Genomic DNA, 15,926 nt, shown 5'->3' with positions numbered 1-15,926 from the left:
ACAGGACTTCGAACCCATGACCACCACCCCGAACGCCCGCAACCGTACCCCGCGCGCCCGCCTGGCGCTGGCCCTGGAGCCGCGCATCCTGCTGGATGCCGCGGCCGTCGCCACTGCCGCCGACGTGGCCGCCAAGGTCGATGCCAGCGCCACCGCGCCCGGTACCGAGGCCACCCCGACCAAAAGCACGGTGACCATCAAGGACAGCACCGACAGCTTCGGGCCGGTGAACCTGTTCGACAACGTCAAGGTCACCCTCGACAACAGCAACCAGGCGCCCACCGAACTGACCCTGCAGGTCAGCAGCAGCGGCAGCAACCAGGCCCTGGTGATCGATGGCGAGCAGATCGTGCTGCAGAACGGCAGCGGCTTCACCCAAGCCAACGGCTACTCCTGGTCGGTCAGCGTCGAGAACGGCGTGAGCACCGTCACCATCAACCTGCAGGCCAGCGTGCAGGCGCCCACCGCCGCGCGGGCGCAAACCCTGATCGACAACCTCAGCTACCAGGTGCTGGACAACAGCGTCGACAGCGGTACCGTCAGCATCACCCTGAAAAGCCTCACCGACAGCGGCGGGCAAAGCACCGACCTGTCCGCCATCAAGGCCAGCGTCACCCTCGACAACCAGGTCAACGTGGCCCCGGTGCTCAGCGACAGCGGCGGCCTGGACAGCCGCGAAACCTACACCCCGGCGGACCTTGGCATCGGCAACGGCAGCGACGTGGTGTGGTCGGCCGACGGGCGCTTTGCCTATGTCGCCGGTGGCAATGCCCTGCAAGTGTTCTCGGTAGATGAAAGCGGCGCCCTCACCCGCCTGCAGACCTACAGCAACGCAAGCCTGGGCAACATCGCGGACCTGGTGATCAGCAGCGATGGCAAGTCGATCTACACCAGCTCCGGCAGCACCAGCATCATGCAGCTGAGCGTGGATGCCGACGGCAAGATCACCTCGGCGGTGGCGGTGGCCACCCAGAACGGCAACACCAGCGGCGGCCTGGCGATCTCTGCCGACGGCCGCTATGTGTACGCCGGCACCGCGCAAAACGACGTGGTGGTGTACACCCGCAACCAGGAGACCGGCGCCCTCAGCTACCTCACCCGCGCCATCGAGAACGGCAACAGCCGTGGCGGGCAGATCATCACCAGCGACGACCGGGTGTTCATCCTCTACACCGGCGTCGGCGTCAACGCCTCGCCCACCCTGGCGGTGTACCAGCACAGCAGCGACGGCAAGCTGGTGCTGCTCAACCAGCTGGTGCTCAGCGGCCTGACCGCCGACAGCACCCGCGATGCCCTGGCCATTTCCCCCGACGGCAAGTACCTGTACATCGCCGACCCGGGCAAGGACAGCATCGTCATCCTGCGCTATGAGGCCGACGAGGTGACCCGCATCGCCAGCATCGCCGCCAGCGACGTCAATGGCCTGGCCATGAGCGCCGATGGCAGCTTGTTGTATGCCTCCAGCAGCGACGGCACGGTGCGCAGCTACAGTATCGACAGCAGCGGCAACCTCACCCTGCAGGCCAGCGTGCAGGGCAACACCAGCGGCAAGGACATTGCCGTGTCCGGCAACGGTTCGGTGCTGGTAGCCGGCGACAACGTCACCCGTTACAGCAGCGTGCAAAGCCTGAACCTGGGCCAGGCGACCCGGTTCGGCGAAGACCTGAGCTTCAAGGATTCGAACTTCGACCGCCTGGACAACTACAACGGCGCCAGCATCAGCGTCGACCCCAGTGTCACCGGCGGCAGCTTCGGCCTGGCCGAAGGCAACGGCCTGACCCTGGACGGCAGCACAATCAAGCGCGATGGCAGCATCATCGCCAGCTTCACGGTGGCCGCCGACGGCACCCTCACCGTCACCTTCAGCGCCGACACCAGCAAGGCCGTGGCCAACCAGGTGCTGCAACAACTCACGTACAGCGCCGCCAGCGGCACCACCCCCGGCAGCCTGATGACCTTGCAGGTGAGCATCAGCGACGGCCTGCTGGCCAGCGGCGTGCTCAGCCTGACCCTGCGCGCCAACAGCGTGCCGGTGGGCAACGCCGGCAGCTACGTGCCGCCCAAGGCCACCAGCGAGACTGGCTACAGCACCGTGCTGCCAGCCGACCTGTTCAGCGACGCTGACGGCGACGCATTGGTGTGGAGCGTCAGCGGCCTGCCCGACGGCCTGAGCTTCGACCGCGTCACCCGCACCATCAGCGGCACCACCACCGCCACCGGCGCGTTCGACATCGTGGTCACCTCCACCGACGCCAGCGGCCAGAGCGCCTCGGTGGAATTGACCCTGGACGTCGAGCAGATCGCCAACCGCCCCCCCGAGCACAACAGCAGCGCTGCCGACACCGTGCTACTCAACGTGGGCAGCAACAGCGTCACACTTGACCAGGCGCTGTTCAGCGACAAGGACCAGGGCTACGGCGACACCCTGACCTGGAGCGTCGACGACCTGCCCACGGGCGTCACCTTCGACCCCGCCACCCGCACCCTCACCGGCGACACCAGCGCGACCGGTGAATACACCATCGAAGTGACCGTCACCGACAGTGCCGGCGCCTCCACCAGCACCAAGCTGACCCTGCGGGTGATTTCCCAAGCCGAGGCTGACAACAGCAAGCCGGTGCTGAGCGTGGACAGCAGCACCCTGGTGTACACCAACAACGGCGGGCTCAGCGGTTTCGGCGACTATGTCTACAGTGTGGAAGTCTCCGACGACGGGCGCACTGTATTTGTCCTGGGCAGTGGCTCGGGCGGGCACACCATCGTCCCCAGTGGCAACAGCACGCTGTACGTGTATAGCCGCAACCTGGATACCGGTGCCCTGACCTTGGTGCAGCGTATCGTTCAGGGTACTGCCGACGATGGCGATGCCAGCAACGGTGTCGAGGTGGACGGCCTGAAGAATGCGGCATCGGCAGTCTATTCGGCCGACGGCAAGCAGCTGTACGTGGTCGGCCAGAAAGCCGCCGGCGGCAATTACGCAGTCAGCGTGTTCGACGTCAATGCCGATGGCAGCCTGAGCGCCAGCGGCCAGAGCCTCGACGCCGGTGCCACACAGATCAAGCAGATGAGCGTGGGCGCCGACGGCACCCTCTACGCCGTGGCCGGCAACACCCTGCTGCGCTTCGCCGCCAATGGCGATGGCAGCCTGTCGGCAGCGACGTTGATCACCGACAGCACCTTCAACACCGCTTACGCCGTCAAGGCCGACGCACAGGGCAACGTGTACGTGATCGGCACCAGCATCCTGGTGGTCTACGAACCGGATGGCGCAGGCGGGCTGACGCGCACCGCGCAGATCACCGGCAACGGCCTGAATACCACCATGCGCGACCTGGTGGTTTCCGACAGCGGCTACATCTACGTGCCCGCCGGTACCAATGGTATCCGTACCTTCCACTACGACAGCGCCAGCAACAGCCTGGTGTTCGTCAACACCGCCGCTACAGCGGCCCAGACCTGGGGCGTCGCGCTCTCGGCCGACGGCAAGACGCTGTTCGCCGGCACCAATTCGGCCACCCTGCGCATCTACAGCCTCGGCGACGACGGCGTCCCGGTGTTCGTCAAGGAAATCACCGGCACCAGCGGCCGTGCCTACCGCATGGCAGTGTCGGCGGACGGTGAATCGATCTACGGCGGTGGTTTCTTCACCATAGGCGGCCTGGGCACCATCAGCATCTCCGACGCCGCCCAGCTGGACTACACCGAAGGCCAGGCCAGCGTGATCCACCCCGGCGCCAACCTCGGCGTGTCCGACGCCGAACTCGACGCCCTGGCCAGCGGCGCCGGCAACTACAACGGCGCGGTAATCACCCTGGAACGCGACGGCGGCGCCAACCCCGACGACCTGTTCGACTTCACCACCGGCAATGGCCTGACCCGCAGCGGCGAGCAGATCCAGCTCAACGGCAGCACCATCGCCACCATCACCCGTGTCGACGGCAAGCTCACCGTCACCTTCACCGCCGACACCACCAAGGCGGTGGCCAACCAAGTGCTGCGCCAGATCTCATACGCCAACGCCAGCAACGACCCCGAAGCCAGCATCAGCCTCAAGCTGACCTTCCAGGACGACTACAAGAGCGGCACCACCAGCCGCGAGCTGGTGGTGCAGGTCGCCACAGTGAACGACGCGCCGGTGGTCAGCACTACCCCGGTGGACAGCCAGCAGGAGCCGGGCAAGGACAGCGTGAAGCTGTTCGACGCCAGCGCCATCGATGCAGTGGAAGCCGGGCAGACCATCACCAGCCTGACCTTCAGCGTCAGCGGCGTGAAGGACGGCGCCAGCGAAACCCTGCTGCTGGATGGCACCCAGATCGCCCTGGTGGCCGGCAGCGGCATCACCGCCGGCGGCTTGAGCTACACCGTCAGCTTGAGCGACGGCACCGCCACCGTGGTGCTGGGCAGCACCGCCGGCATCAGCGCCAGCGCGGCGGCTGCGGTCGTCGATGGTGCGCGCTACGCCAACACCGACAGCAAAGGCGCCACCCTGGGCGTGCGCAGCATCAGCCTGAGCGCAGTCAAAGACAGCGGCGGCACCGCCAACGGTGGCAGCGACACCGCCACCACCACCTTCAGCGCCGAGGTGACCGTCACCCGGCAGAGCCCGGTGCTGGGCTCCGACCCTGGCACCCTGGAGCTGGTCGAGAAGATCCAGTGGGACAACTGGCCCGACGGCTACAAAGGCATCGACAGCGTGGTCAGCGTCGGTGATCAGGTCTATGTGCTGCGCAGCACCACCGACTTTGTCTATGACCCGGCCACCGACTCCAGCAGCCAGGTCACTTTCAGCACCCTGTACGTACTCACCCGCAACGCCGACGGCACCCTGACCCTGCGCGACACCCTCGATGCCAGCGCCGACAACGGCCTGGCCGGCGCTACCACGCGCCTGGCGCTGTCGGCCGACGGCAAGAGCGTTTACCTGAGCACCGCCGACAACCGCATCGCGCTGTTCAGCCGCGATGCCGACAGCGGCGCGCTGACCGCCCAGGGCACCTTTAGCGGTAACCTCGACGCCATCGACCGGGTGCTGATCCAGGGCAACACCGCCTACGTGAGCAACGGCACCAGCCTGAGCGTGTTCACCCGTACCGGCTCGGTCTGGAGCCAGGGCGCCACCCTCACGCCTGGCGACAGCAACACGGCATTCACCCAACTGCAACTGTCGGCCGACGGCAAGTACCTGTATGTCGGCAACAGCGGTGGCAGCTCGCTGGTCAGCGTGTACGGGGTGGCCGACAACGGCGCCCTGACCCTGGTCGAGCACCTGGCTGGCAGCAGCGCCAGCGCCCACTACACCGACGCCCTGGTGCTGTCGGCGGACGGCAAGACCTTGTACGTCACCGACGACAAAACGCTTTACAGCCTGAAGATCGCCACCGACGGCAAGCTCACCGTCAACGCCGACGCCGTCACCCTGGCCAGCAAGCCGAGCCAGCTGCTGGCCAGCGCCGACGGCACTGCGCTGATCGCGGTCGGCGCCGACAAGGTGGCGATGTATAGCCTGAAGGCCGATGGCACCCTGGGCGCCAGCCGCGCCTTCGACATCCCGCAATTGGTGCGCGCCACCGTGACCGGCGCCGCCCTGAGCGAAGACGGCAAGCAGCTGTACCTGACCAGCATCGCCGATGAAACCGGCAGCGTGATGGTGATCAACCTGGTCACCCAGCCCTCGACCTTCACCGAAGGCGGCGATGCCGTCGCAGTGCTGCCCGATGGCACCCTGCACGACCCGCAACTCGATGCCCTCAATGGCGGTGCGGGCGACTACAACAACGCCAGCATCGTCATCCAGCGCGACGGCGGTGCCGACCCCGAAGACGTGTTCAGCCTGCTTGCCGGCAACGGCCTGAGCCTGGACAGCAACGGCCAGGTACTGCTGAACGGCCAGCCAATCGCGACCTTTGCCAACAGCAACGGTGTGCTGACCCTGACCTTCATCGCCAGCGTCAGCCAGGCCAACGCCCAGTTGGTGCTGCGCAGCATCGCCTACAACAACACCAGCAATGACCCGGCCAGCAGCACCACCCTGAGCATGCAGCTCAACGATGGCGACGGTTACAGCGACAGCCGCCTGGTGGAGGTGAACCTGATCGCGGTCAACGACACCCCGGTGGTCAGCACCGAGGGCCTCAAGCCCACCTTCAATGCCGAAGGCGAGCCGGTGAAGCTGTTCGAGAACACCAAGATCGACGTGATCGAGGCTGGCCAAAAGGTCTGGCAACTGGTACTGACCCTGGACGCTGTCAACGATAACGACATCATCAGCGTCGACGGCGGCAAGATCTACCTCAGCAACCGGACCAGCGGCCAGCAGACCTCCGCCAGCGGCCAGCTGTACCTGATCATCCGCGGCGCGACCAGCACCCAGCTGGTGCTCTATGTCATGGGCGATGCCCAGCGCGCCCAGGACATGGCCAACAGCCTCGCCTACAGCAACAGCGCCAGCCCCGTAGAAGGCACCCGCACCATTTCCCTGAGTGTGCGCGACACCGGTGGCGGCGCCGACCTGGGCAAGGCCGAAAGCCAGGCCGTGGTCACCCTGGATAAAGCCCTTGCCGCCAACACCGCACCTACCCTCGAGGGCGGTGCCAGCAGCATCGGCTACACCGAGCAGGCCGCGCCGGTTTACCTGGCCCCCGGCGCCACCATCAGCGACACCCAGATGGACGCCTTCAACGCAGGCAAAGGCAACTACGACGGCGCCGTGCTCAGCGTCACCCTCGGCGCGGGCCACAGCAGTGCCGACCAGCTCGGGTTCAAGGAGGGCAACGGCCTGAGCCTGGACAGCAAGGGCAACCTGGTCAAGGACGGCAAGGTCATCGGCACCCTGACCGTCAACGATGGCGTGCTGACCCTGCGTTTCAGCGATGCCGCCGGGCAAACCCCGACCACCGCCGACGTGAACAACGCCCTGCGCCAGATCACCTACGCCAACAGCAGCGATGCGCCAGTGGCAAGCGTTGCGGTGACCATCCGCCTCACCGACCAGCGCGGCGAGCCCACTGAAAGCCTGGCGCTGACTGTCAGCATCAGCGCCGTCAACGACGCGCCGGTACTGGGCAACGACCCGCTGCTGTCGATGGGCGACCTGGAGCGCGTGCAGGACCTGAACCTCTCCGCCTATGGCCTGGCCAGCGCAACCGGCAGCGTGGTATCGGCCGATGGCCTGCGGGTGTACATCACCGACGGCCAGGGCCATATCGCCCTGTTCAGCCGCGACGACAGTGGCGCCCTGACCCACCTCGGCACGCAAACCCTGGAAAGCGGCATCGGCAAGATGCAGCTGTCTGCCGATGGCAAGAGCCTGTACGCGCTGCGCAGCGACGGCAGCGCCATCCTGTGCTTCAGCGTCGATGCCCAGGGCAGCCTGAGCTTGCAGGCCACCCTCGGCGGCAACCCAGAGACCGACGGCGATACCTTCAGCAACCTGAACGACATCAGCCTGTCGGCCGACGGCAAGACCCTGTTCGTGAGCAACGGCTACACCGTACTGCTGTTCAGTCGCGATACCGCCAACGGGCAGCTCGGCGCAGCCGACAGCCTGCCCTCCGACATGTGGGGCAAGCCCTTCATGTGGGCGCCCAGCGAGATCGTCAGCCGCGGCGACCTGTTGTTCGTGGTCACCAATACCGGCAATGGTTCGAGCCTGCTGGTGTACCGCCAAGGCAGCGACGGCAGTTACACGCAAGTGGCCTTGAGCCGCGAAGCCGACGCGGCCCTGAGCGGCCTCAAGCAGCTCAGCGTCAGCGCCGACGGCAAGACCCTTTATGTAGCCACCGCCAGCCAGGTGCTGCGCTACAGCTTCGACGCCGCCAGCAACACCTTGACCTATCAGGGCACCCTGGCAGGCACCGGTACAGTGACCGACATCGCCCTCTCGGCCGATGGCGCGCAGCTGTTCGTCACCCTGCAGGACGGCACGGTCAATCGCTACCTCACCGCCACCGATGCCCTGACCGGCACGCTGCAAGTGAGCGGCGCCGCGCAACTGCTGGTGACCGACAATGGCGTGCTGGTACTGGGCAGCGATGCCAGCGTGCTGGCCAGCGAAGCCAAGGACGGCCCGAGCCTCGACCCTGACGACCGCACACCCTTGCCACTGGCCCCCAGCATCACCCTGAGCGACCCCGAGCTGGACGCTGCCAACAACTACCAGGGCGCCAGCCTGAGCATCAGCGGCCAGGCCAGCGACAGCATCGGCCTGCTGGCCGGCGGCGCCTACAGCCTGGATGGCAACAACGTACTGCTGGACGGCAACGTGGTAGCCACCCTGGTGCGCGACGGCAATGTCACCACCCTCACCTTCACCGCCGCCCTGACCCGGGCCCAGGTCACCGCCCTGGTACGCCAGCTCAGCTGGACCAGCAGCGCCGACACCCCGGCCCAGGCCAGCAGCCATGCGCTGACCCTGGTGCTGAACGACGGCAGTATCGGCGATGCGCTGAACAGCAACAGCTTCAATATCGACGTAACCCTGCTGCCGCCGAACCAGCCACCGGTGCTCAACGACGCCTACAGCGACTACAGCCTCGCCCCGGCCACTGCCGGCACCGGCTACCAGTTGCAGCTGCCCGCCGACCTGTTCCGCGACCCCGAGGGCGAAGCACTCACCTACAGCATCGAAGGCCTGCCCGCCGGCATGTCCTTCAACCCGGCCACCCGCACCCTGTCCGGCACCGCGCCGCGCGAGGTGGGCAGCCTGAGCCTGACCATCAAAGCCACCGACGCCAGCGGCAAGTCCACCACCCTGGTGCTGGAGCTGGCAGTGGCCAACGCCGTACCGGTGGCCGATGCCGGCTACCACCTGCCCGGCGTGAACATCGGCCAGCCGTACGAAGTGCAGGTGCCGGACAGCCTGTTCCGCGATGCCAACGACGACAACCTGACCTGGAGCGTGGTCGGCGAGCTGCCCGAATGGCTGAGCTTCGACGCAGGCAGCCACACCTTCAGCGGTACCGCCCCGTCCAGCGCCGGCAGCTTCAGCATCACCCTGCGCGCCGACGACGGCCAGGGCGGCGTCACCGAGGTCACCCTGACCCTGGTGGTGGCGCGCCCGGCCAGCAACGACGGCGTGACGCCGGTGATCAACGCAGCCGGCAATACCGCCCTGCCATTGGCCGCCAGCAACTCGCCGTTCGAGCTGGAGGACGCTGCACCCGACGCGCTGCAGATCACCAGCGAACCGGCCATGCAGAGCGCCGTCGACAGCGTGCGCCACAGCAGCCTCGACGAAAGCGGCCTGGCCAGCAACCGCGGCACCCTTGCCGCACAACTGGCCAACGCCGACCGCATCGTCACCGACACCGGTTTCCAGGGCGAAGTCAACGAGCAGATGCGCTTCGACGGCAAGACCCTGCGCGCCGAGGTCGAGCTGGGCAACCACGATGGCCGCTGGGTCAGCCTGCGCATGCCACTGGAGATCGCCGACGGCGCCAGCGTGCAGCGGGTGACCCTGGCCAACGGCCTGCCGTTGCCCAGCTGGGCCGCCTTTGACGCGCGCAGCGGCGAAATCCGCATCGACAGCCGCCACCTGCAACGCCACGGCGAGGTGCGCCTGAGCCTGGTGCTGCGCGATGCCGACGGCCGCGAACAGCGCGTGCCGCTGCACATTCGCGCCCAGGGCCAGGAGCCGGCCCGCGCCGACACCGCCGAGGCACCGGCAACCCTCAGCCAGCAGCTCGGCCAGCAGGCCAGCGGCTCCCTGTACACCGAAGCCATGGACCTGCTGCAACAGCTGGGCGAATGGGCCAACGACGACTTCCAACACATTGCCTGAATGCATCAAGGACGCATGACCAAATGACCCGCACGACTTTCAACCGCGTCTCCCTGCGCCTGGCCATCGCCTGCGCCACCCTGGGCCTGTCGGCCTGCGCCGTGAAGCCCGAGCCGATGAGCACCGAGCAGCGCCTGGCCGAGTCCGACGCCGACCGCCAGAGCATGTTCGCCGCGCAAGAGCCGGTCACCCGGCCGATCAGCCTGGAAGAAGCCATGGCCCGCGCCGTGAAGTACAACCTGCAGCAGCGCGTGGGCCTGATGCAGCGCCAGCTGGAGGACAACACCCTGAGCAGCGCCAACCTGAGCCTGCTGCCGCAGCTGGCGGCCAACGCCGGCTGGCGCGGGCGCGACAACGTGGCAGGCTCGTCCAGCGAGTCGGTGACCACCGGCCAGCAGTCGCTGGAGCCCTCCACCAGCAGCGACCGCAGCAGCCGCGATGCCAGCCTGCGCCTGTCGTGGAACGTGCTCGACTTCGGCGTCAGCTACTTCAGCGCCAAGGCCCAGGCCAACAAGGTGCTGGCCGCCGAGGAAACCCGCCGCAAGGTGGTCGCCGACATCGTCCAGCAGGTGCGCGAAGCCTACTGGCAGGCGGCCGGCGCCGAGCGCCTGCAACCCCAGGTGCAGCAAGCGCTGAGCGATGCCCGCGGCGCCCTGGAGCAGGCCCGCGAGGGCGAGCGCCAGCGCTTGCAGGCGCCGATCGATTCGCTGCGCTACCAGAAGAGCCTGCTGGAGATGATCCGCCAGTTGGAGGTGGTGGACGGCGAGCTGTCGGTGGCCAAGGCGCGCCTGGCAAGCCTGATGAACCTGCCGCCGAACACCGCCTTCAGCCTGGCCGCGCCCGCCGAGAGCAGCTATGCGCGCCCGGCCCTGGCCTACAACCTGGCCGACCTGGAAGTCACCTCGATGATCCAGCGCCCGGAAATCCGCAGCGAAAGCTACCAGGCGCGCAATGCCGTGCTCGAATCGCGCGCCGCGCTGCTCAAGCTGCTGCCGGGGGCCAACCTGTTCGTCGGCGGCAACTACGACAGCAACAGCTTTTTGGTCAACGACCACTGGGCCGACGCCGGCCTGCAAGTCAGCTGGAACCTGCTCAACGTGCTGGCCTACCCCACCGTGAAAAAAACCGGCGAGAGCCGCCAGCAACTGGCCGAGCTGCGCCGCCAGGCCATGCGCATGGCCGTGCTGACCCAGGTGAACGTGGCCTGGCGCGAGTTCCAGCGTTCCAGCCAGGTGTACGAGCGCTCAAGCGAGCTGCAACAGGTGCAGCGCGGCATCTACCAGCAAAGCGAGCGGGCCTACGCCAGCCAGGCGCAAAGCCGCCTGGAGCGGGTACGCACCGCCACCGAGACCGTGCTGGCCACACGCACCCGCGACCGTGCCTACGCCGAGCTGCAGGTGGCCCATGGCGCGGTGTACCAGGCCGCCGGGCTGGACCCTTTGCCCGAGCGCATCGCCGGTGCCGGCATCGCCCAACTGAGCCAGGCCATCGCCGCCAACAGCGTGCGCCTGAACCAGGGCCAGGGCAGCGTACCGGCCGGCGTTGCCGCCGCGCAGCAACTGGCCTACGCCAAGACGCTGGCAGCCCCCGCCCCACTCGCCCCGCCACCGGCACCACGGCAAGTGGTGCGCCTGGACATGTGGGACAGCCTCGGCTCGCTGCGCGGCGCCGAGCTGGTACCGGTGGAGCACGTCAATGGCCGCTAGGCAACGCAAGTGGGCCGCCGTGCTGGCGATCCTGGTGGCGGTGGCTGCCGAACGCGCCCAGGCCGAAGGCGACAACGGCGAGCTGCGCGTGCAGCTCAGCCCGATTCGCCAGACCGTGCTGTCCAGCGAGATCGGCGGCAAGCTGGTGGAGCTGGACGTGAAGGAAGGCGATACCTTCAAGCAGGGCCAGCGCCTGGCGGCGTTCGACTGCTCGGTGCAAAAAGCCCAGCTTAGCCGCAGCCAGGCGGCGCTGGCCGGGGCGCAGAAAAAGCTCGAAGTGGCGCGCAAGCTCGATGCGCTGGAGTCGATCAGCCAGAGCGAGGTCACCCAGGCCCGCGCCGACATGGCCATTGCCCAGGCCGAAAGCGGCGTGGGCCGGGCCATGCTCGGGCGCTGCACGCTCAACGCACCGTTTGCCGGGCGCGTGTCGCAACGCATGGTGCAGCGCTGGCAGCACGTGGCCGAAGGCACCGAGCTGCTGGCCATCTATGACGACAGCGTGTACCAGCTGGAGCTGATCGTGCCCTCCAGCTGGCTGGGCTGGCTCAAGCCCGGCCAGGCCTTCGCGGTGCAACTTGATGAAACCGGCCAGCGCTATAGCGCACAGGTTGAACGCCTGGGCGCGGCCATCGACCCGGTCAGCCAGTCGCTTAAGGTGTTCGCGCGCATTACCGGCGACACCTCGGCGCTGCTGCCGGGCATGAGCGGCGTGGCGCTGCTGGCGCCGCCGGGGGCCGGTTCGTGAACGCTGCCGTGACGCCGCCGCGGGACAAGCGCGCCGAGCGCATGGCGCTGCTGCTGCAACTGGAGCGGCGGGTGCGCGGCGAAGCCGACCTCAGCGGCCTGGGCTTCTTGCTGGTCAACGACAGCCGCCAGCTGTTCGACTACCAGGAGGCCCTGCTGTGGCAGGCCGGCGGCGCGGGCGTGAGCCACTGCTCGGGGTTGTCGCAGGTCGAGGCCAATGCGCCCTTCGTGCTGTGGCTTGGGCGCCTGTGCGAACACTGGCAAACCCAGCCCTGGGCGGGTGAAACGCGGGTACTGAGCAGCGCCGATGCGCCAGCGCAAGAGCGCAGCCAGTGGCCGGAATACCTGGCCGCGCAGTTGCTGTGGCTACCCCTGCGCCGGCGCGACGGGCAATGGCTGGGGGCGCTGCTGTTCAGTTGCCAGCGCGCCCCCGGCACCGCCGAGCTGGCCCTGCTGCAACTGTTGCAGGACGCCAGCGCCCACGCCTGGGCCGGCCTGCAGGGCAGCCGCCGTAAACCTCTGCTGCAGCGCCTGTGCCATCGCCCGCGCAAGGCCGTGCTGGCCATCGTTGCCGCGCTGCTGGTGCTGGCCCTGTTGCCGGTGCGCCAGAGCGTGCTCGCCCCCGGCGAGATCGTCGCCCGAGAGCCTGCGGTGCTGCGCGCGCCGTTGCAGGCGGTGGTCGAGCGCATTCTGGTGCAGCCCAACCAGGCCATACGCCAGGGTGAACCGCTGGTGCAACTGGACCGCCGCGAGCTGGACAGCCGCCTGGAAAGCGCCCGGCAAACCCTCACCGCCGCCGAGGCGCAGTTGCGCCAGGCACGCCAGCAGGCGCTGTTCGATGAACGCGCCAAGGCCCAGCTGGCCGAGTTGCAGACCCGCCGTGACCAGGCCCGTGCCGATGTCGACTACCTGGAGGGCAACCTTGAGCGTTCGTTGATGCTGGCCCCGCGTGACGGCGTGGCGATTTTCGACGACCCCAGCGACTGGATCGGCCGCCCGGTGTCACTGGGCGAGCGCATCATGCAGGTGGCCGACCCCCACGATGCACGCCTGGAGGTGCAGTTGCCGGTGGCTGACGCCATCGCCCTGGCACCCGGCGCCCAGGTACGCCTGTTCCTCAACAGCCAGCCCGGCAGCCCGCTGCTGGCCACCCTGCAGCGCCACGGCTACCGCGCCACACCGGGTAGCGACGGGACCATGGCCTATCGCCTGCAAGCGGCCTTCAGCGAAGACGATGCGCGCCTGCGGGTGGGCCTGAAGGGTACCGCCAAGCTGTATGGCGAACGCACCTTGCTGTTCAACTACCTGCTGCGCCGGCCGCTGGCTGCAGCCCGTGTGTACCTGGGGTGGTGATGGACGCAGCTGCCCTGCCCCTGCCGCCTGGCCAGGCGCGCCTGCCCGTGCTGCGCCGCAGCCTGCGCCTGCACCCCGGCCCGCGTTCGCGGGACGGCTCGCCCAGCTGGACCCTCGAAGACCCGGCGCGCGGACGCTTCTACCGCATCGGCTGGCCCGAGGCCGAAATGCTCAGCCACTGGCCCAGAGGCAGCGCCGAGGCGGTGGCCTCAGCCGTCAGCCAGTCCACCACCCTGGCCATGCAAAGCCAGGAGGTGGAGCAGTTCGCGCAGTTTCTGCGGGCCCAGCAACTGGTGGACGTGGCCGGCGAAACCGCCATGGACGAACTGCGCCAGCGCAGCGAAGCCGGGGCCACCGGCTGGGCCGGCTGGCTGATGAAAAACTACCTGTCGATCCGCATCCCGCTACTGCGCCCGGATGCGTTCTTGACCCGCACCCTGCGCCGGGTGCGCCAGGTGTTCGGCCGGGGCTTCGTCATCGCCACCCTGCTGGCGGCGCTGCTGGGCCTGTACCTGGCGGCCCGCCAGTGGGACAGCTTCACCCACACCTTTCTGCACTTCTTCAGCCTGGAAGGCGCGCTGCTGGCGGCCTGTACCTTGAGCCTGAGCAAGGTGCTGCACGAGTTCGGTCATGCCTATGCGTGCAAGCATTTCGGCTGCCGGGTGCCGACCATGGGGGTGGCCTTTCTGGTGCTGTGGCCGGTGCTGTACACCGACGCCAGCGGTGCCTGGCGCCTGACCCGGCGCCACCAGCGCCTGGCCATCGGCGCCGCCGGCATGGGTGTGGAGCTATGCCTGGCGGCCTGGGCCACCCTGGCCTGGAGCTTCTTGCCCGACGGCCCGCTGCGCAGCGCTGCGTTCATGCTGGCCAGCACCACCTGGATGCTCACCCTGGCGGTGAACCTCAACCCGCTGATGCGCTTTGACGGGTACTTCCTGTTCGCCGACCTGCTGGATGTGCCCAACCTGCAGGAGCGCGCCTTCGCCCTGGCGCGCTGGCGCCTGCGCGAGGCGCTGTTCGGCCTGGGCGACCCGCGCCCGGAGTACTTCGAACCCTGGCTGCACCGGGTACTGCTGGGCTATGCCTTCGCCACCTGGGTTTACCGCTTCTTCCTGTTCATGGGCATCGCCCTGCTGGTCTATCACTTCGCCTTCAAGCTGCTCGGCGTGCTGCTGTTTCTGGTCGAGATCGTGCACTTCATCCTGCGGCCGATCTGGCAGGAGCTGCGCCACTGGTACCAACGCCGCAAGGACTACCGCATGAACCGCAACACCCTGATGAGCGCCGCTGTGCTGACCGTGGGCCTGACCCTGGCGGTACTGCCCTGGAGCAGCCGCATCGATGCCCCGGCGCTGCTGCGGGCCGAGCGCCAGGCCATTCTGGTAACCCCGGCCGACGCCCAGTTGCAGGCCATCGAGGCGCGCCCCGGCGAGCCGGTGCAGGCCGGCCAGCCGTTGTTTCGCTTAAGCTCGCCGCAGCTGGCCCATGACCTGGCGCGGCTCGAGCAGGAAATCGCCCTGCTGCGCCAGCAAGGCAGCCTGCAGGTGCGCGCCAGCGAAGGGGCAGCGCGCCAGGCCGTGGCCCAGGATGAGCTGCGCATTGCCCTGCAACGGCGCCAGGCGCTGCACGACCAGCTGGCCCAGTTGCAGGTGCGCGCGCCCTTTGCCGGGCGCCTGGCCGACCTGGCCGAACCGCTGGCCGCGGGCGAATGGCTGCCGGCGGGCGAGTGGCTGGGCACCCTGGTGGATGAGCGCAAGCTGCGGGTGGAGGCCTTCGTCACCGAAGCCGACCGCGAGCGCCTGCAAGCCGGCGCCGAGGCCTGGTTCGTGCCCGAGGACGCCGGCCGCGCGCGGCTGCGGCTGAAGGTGGACGACATCAGCCAGACCGCCACCCGCAAGCTCACCTCGGCGCCGGAGCTGGCCTCGGTGTACCAGGGCGCGATCGCCGCCAAGCTAGACCAACAGCAGGTGCCCGAGCCCGAGCAGGCGCTGTACCGGGTGTTGCTCAGCCCGGTGGGCCAGCTGGACGGCGACCTGACGACCTTGCGCGGCACGGCTATCATCACCGGCAGCGCACGCAGCCCGCTGCTGCAGGCACTGCGCCGGGCGCTGGTGGTGGTGATTCGCGAGTCGGCGTTCTAACGCCATACCCCCTGTAGGAGCCGGCTTGCCGGCGATAGGGCCCTAAGCCCCGGCACATGGCGTTGGCCTTGATTGGCCGGGCCGGCCTCATCGCCGGCAAGCCGGCTCCTACAAGGGCCGCGACACGCAGCGGGTTAAGCATTCTTAATGAACCGCCAATTGTCCTGTACGCTGGCGCTGACCATCATGCTGGCAACCTGAAAT

5 protein-coding genes are annotated in these 15,926 nt (G+C 68.1%); all 5 read left to right on the top strand.

Annotated features, from left to right (window positions below; all coding sequences use genetic code 11):
* Window positions 1-16 precede the first annotated feature (16 nt).
* Genes KSS94_RS10570 through KSS94_RS10550 form a run of 5 tightly spaced genes read left to right on the top strand, consistent with a single transcriptional unit; the run spans window position 17 to window position 15,722 of the window.
* On the top strand, window positions 17-9,778 hold the full coding sequence (locus KSS94_RS10570; RefSeq protein WP_217842920.1) for a putative Ig domain-containing protein: 9,762 nt from the start codon (window positions 17-19) through the stop codon (window positions 9,776-9,778).
* 23 nt (window positions 9,779-9,801) lie between these two features.
* Window positions 9,802-11,484, top strand: coding sequence for a TolC family protein (locus KSS94_RS10565; RefSeq protein WP_217842919.1), 1,683 nt, complete (start codon window positions 9,802-9,804; stop codon window positions 11,482-11,484).
* Window positions 11,474-12,229, top strand: coding sequence for an efflux RND transporter periplasmic adaptor subunit (locus tag KSS94_RS10560; RefSeq protein ID WP_217842918.1), 756 nt, complete (start codon window positions 11,474-11,476; stop codon window positions 12,227-12,229). The genes KSS94_RS10565 and KSS94_RS10560 overlap by 11 nt, the downstream gene beginning before the upstream one ends.
* Complete coding sequence (locus KSS94_RS10555; protein ID WP_217842917.1) at window positions 12,226-13,581, top strand: efflux RND transporter periplasmic adaptor subunit; 1,356 nt, start codon at window positions 12,226-12,228, stop codon at window positions 13,579-13,581. Before KSS94_RS10560 ends, KSS94_RS10555 begins: the two co-directional genes overlap by 4 nt.
* Complete coding sequence (locus KSS94_RS10550) at window positions 13,581-15,722, top strand: HlyD family efflux transporter periplasmic adaptor subunit (RefSeq protein ID WP_217842916.1); 2,142 nt, start codon at window positions 13,581-13,583, stop codon at window positions 15,720-15,722. The genes KSS94_RS10555 and KSS94_RS10550 overlap by 1 nt, the downstream gene beginning before the upstream one ends.
* The last annotated feature ends 204 nt before the right edge of the window (window positions 15,723-15,926 follow it).

It is taken from the genome of Pseudomonas fakonensis, from assembly GCF_019139895.1.
GTDB classification, from domain to species: Bacteria; Pseudomonadota; Gammaproteobacteria; order Pseudomonadales; family Pseudomonadaceae; genus Aquipseudomonas; species Aquipseudomonas fakonensis.
Note: the sequence above shows the minus strand (reverse complement) of the source record. Positions and strands in the feature narration are given on the sequence as shown.